At 61.3% G+C, this 3182-nt stretch carries 2 protein-coding genes; both read right to left on the reverse strand.

All coding sequences use genetic code 11. The annotated features are described in order from the left end of the window. Nucleotides 1-6 precede the first annotated feature (6 nt). Nucleotides 7-1965: a MacB family efflux pump subunit gene (locus ACZZ0A_RS13275; RefSeq protein ID WP_463543271.1), complete on the reverse strand. Its 1959-nt coding sequence runs from the start codon at nucleotides 1963-1965 to the stop codon at nucleotides 7-9. A gap of 2 nt (nucleotides 1966-1967) precedes the next feature. Beyond that, a complete protein-coding gene (macA, locus tag ACZZ0A_RS13280) occupies nucleotides 1968-3116 on the reverse strand; it encodes a macrolide transporter subunit MacA (protein ID WP_463543272.1) in 1149 nt (382 codons plus the stop codon). Nucleotides 3117-3182 lie beyond the last annotated feature (66 nt).

The raw sequence follows: 3182 nt of genomic DNA on the forward strand, positions 1-3182 counted from the left end.
CCGCTCTCAATCCCGCGCCAACGCCTCAATCGGATCAAGCCGCGAAGCATTCCGTGCCGGCACAAACCCGAACACAATCCCGATCAACGTCGAGCACACCACCGCCGTCAACACCGACGCCAGCGAAAACACCATCTGCCACTCCTTGATAAACACCGAAAACAAATGCCCGATGGCATACGACAAGGAAATGCCGATCGCCCCGCCCAACAAACAGACCATCACCGCCTCCACCAGAAACTGCTGACGGATGTCCGACTGCCGCGCGCCCACCGCCATGCGAATGCCAATCTCGCGGGTACGCTCGGTCACCGACACCAGCATGATGTTCATCACGCCGATGCCGCCGACCACCAGGGAAATCACCGCAATCAGCGACAGCAGCAACGCCAGTGAGCGACTGGTTTTCTGCACGGTCTGCAAGACGCTGTCGAGGTTGTTGGTGAAAAAATCCTTGGTGCCGTGACGTTGCAGCAGTAGTTGCGTGACGTGTTCTTCCACCACTTTGCTCGGCTGGCCGTCCTTCATGCGCACGCTGATGCTGTCCAGATAGCGCTGGCCCAAGACCCGCCCGGCCGCCGTTTCGTAGGGCACCCAGACGTTGAGGGTTTTGCCCGAAGCGAAGAGGCTTTTATCCTGCGCGGCCACGCCGATCACCGTGCACGGCAGGTTGCCGATCAAAATCACCTGACCCAACGGGTCAACATCCTGCCCGAACAAACGTTGCCGGGTGTTGTGATCGATGACCACCACCTGCGCCTGGCGCCGCGCATCGCTTTCGCTGAACGGGATGCCTGCGGCCATCTTGATCCCGCGCACCTTGAAGTACTGATCGCTGACGCCGTTGACCTGCGCATCCAGGTCAATATTGCGATAGCGCAACAACAGGCTGCGGCCGATCATCGGCGTGGCGCTGTCGACGTAGTACAGCTGATTCAGCGCCGTGACATCGGCCGGCGTCAGGGTTTCGATGGCCGCTGCACGTTTGTCGCCGTAACTGCTGCCGGGATAGACATCGATGGTGTTGCTGCCAATTGCGGCGATGTCCTTGAGCACGTAGTTCTTCGCGCCCTCGCCGACCGCCGAGATCGACACCACGGAAGTAATGCCGATGACGATGCCGAGCATGGTCAGCAAGGTGCGCATGCGATGGGAAATCAACGCCACCCAGGCCATGGCGAACGCTTCTTTGAACAGCCCGAGGCTGGCGACCAGGCGCCGTGACGCAGCCGCTTTCGGTGCCACCGGTTCTTCGCTGAGCAGGTGCGTGGTGTCGCGCTCGTTGGTGCGGTCGCTGAGGATTTCGCCGTCGCTGACTTCGATGATGCGCTCGGCGTTGGCGGCGACTTTCGGGTCGTGGGTCACCAGAATCACCGTATGCCCCGCCGCGTGCAGCTCCAGCAGGATGCGCATGACCTCCTTGCCGCTGGCCGTGTCGAGTGCGCCGGTCGGCTCGTCGGCGAGGATCACTTCGCCGCCGTTCATCAAGGCGCGGGCGATACTCACCCGCTGCTGCTGACCGCCGGAGAGCTGGCTCGGCCGATGCGTCAAATGCCCTTCCAGACCCAGTCGCGCCAACAACTCGCGGGCGCGGGCGTAGCGCTGAAGCTGCGGCGTCCCGGCGTAAATCGCCGGCATCTCGACGTTGTGCATCGCGCTCAAATGCGGCAGCAAGTGGTAGCGCTGGAATATGAAACCGAAGTAGTCGCGGCGCAGTTCGGCCAGGGCCTGATTGTCCAGATCGCGGGTTTCCTGGCCGTTGATCTTATAGCTGCCGGCAGTGGCGTAATCGAGGCAACCGAGGATGTTCATCAGGGTCGATTTGCCCGAGCCCGAGGCGCCAATGATCGCGACCATTTCCCCGGCATTGATCGTCAGATTGATGTTGTTCAGCGCGAGAAATTCGCGGTCACCGGCGGTGAAACTGCGGGTGATACCGGTGAGCTGTAGCAGTGGCTCGGTCATGCTCAGGCCCCCGCCACATTCGTCAGCGGATCACCGATGACTACGCGATCGCCTTCCGCCAGCCCGGCATTGATCTGCACTTTGACGTTGTTGTTGATCCCGGTTTGCACATTGCGCGATTGCGCGTGGCCCTTGGCGTCGAGCACCCGTACCGGAAAACTGCCATCGGCGTTGCGCGGGCCAAGCGCCGCGACCGGCACGGTCAGCACCGATTTGGCGGTGTCGAGGACGATGCGCACCTGCGCGGTCATCGATATGCGCAAACGATGGTCGGGGTTCGGGACCTCGAACAAGGCGTTGTAGAACACCGCGCTGCTTTGCTTTGGCGTGCCGGCGGGCGGCGTTTCGAGAAAGTTCTGCGGCGCCGGGTCGGTGCCGCGCAGTTTCGCGTAGTAGCGTTTGTCCTCACCGAGAATGGTGAAATACACCTCCTGCCCCGGGGCAATGTGAATCACATCGGCTTCGGACACCTGCGCCTTGACCGTCATGGTGTCCAGATCCGCCAGTTTCAGCAGGACCGGCGCCAGTTGGCTGGCGATCACCGTCTGGCCTTCCTGAGTGACCACGCCGACCACATCGCCATCGATCGGCGCGACAATCCGCGTATACGCCAGATTGACCTTGGCCGTGTCGATCTGGATGTGCGCACTTTTGATCTGCGCGTCCAGCGACATCAGGTTGGCCTGTTGTACCTGATAGTTCGACTCGGCATTTTCGAAATCCTGGCGCGAGATCGACGCGTCGTCCTGCAAGTTCTTGTAGCGCTCGTAAATCGCTTTGGTCTGCCTCAGTTGAGCCTGAGTGGCGCGTTTCTGCGCTTGCAGGTTCTCCTCATCGACCTGGGCCTGACGCAGGGTGTTCTGCAGCACCAGCGGATCGATTTCCGCCAGCCACTGCCCCTTCTTTACCTTGTCGCCAACCTTGACCTTGAGCGACTTCAATTGCCCGGACACCTGCGCACCGACGTCCACTTGTTTGATGCCTTCGAGCAACCCGGTGGCCAGCACCGCGTTTTCAATATCACCGCGCTCCACAGGCGCGGTCAGGTATTGCGGCGCCTCGGCCGGTGCCTGCACCGCGTAGAACGCCAATCCCGCCACCGCAACCAACGCCAGACCCATACCGACTTTGCGCAACTTCGACTTTTCCATAAATGACCACAAGTCCGTTCAGGGGTGAGCCCGGCCAGCGGCCGGGCTCTGGTAGATAAACAACAA

The sequence above is a fragment of the Pseudomonas sp. AC242 genome (assembly GCF_979258655.1).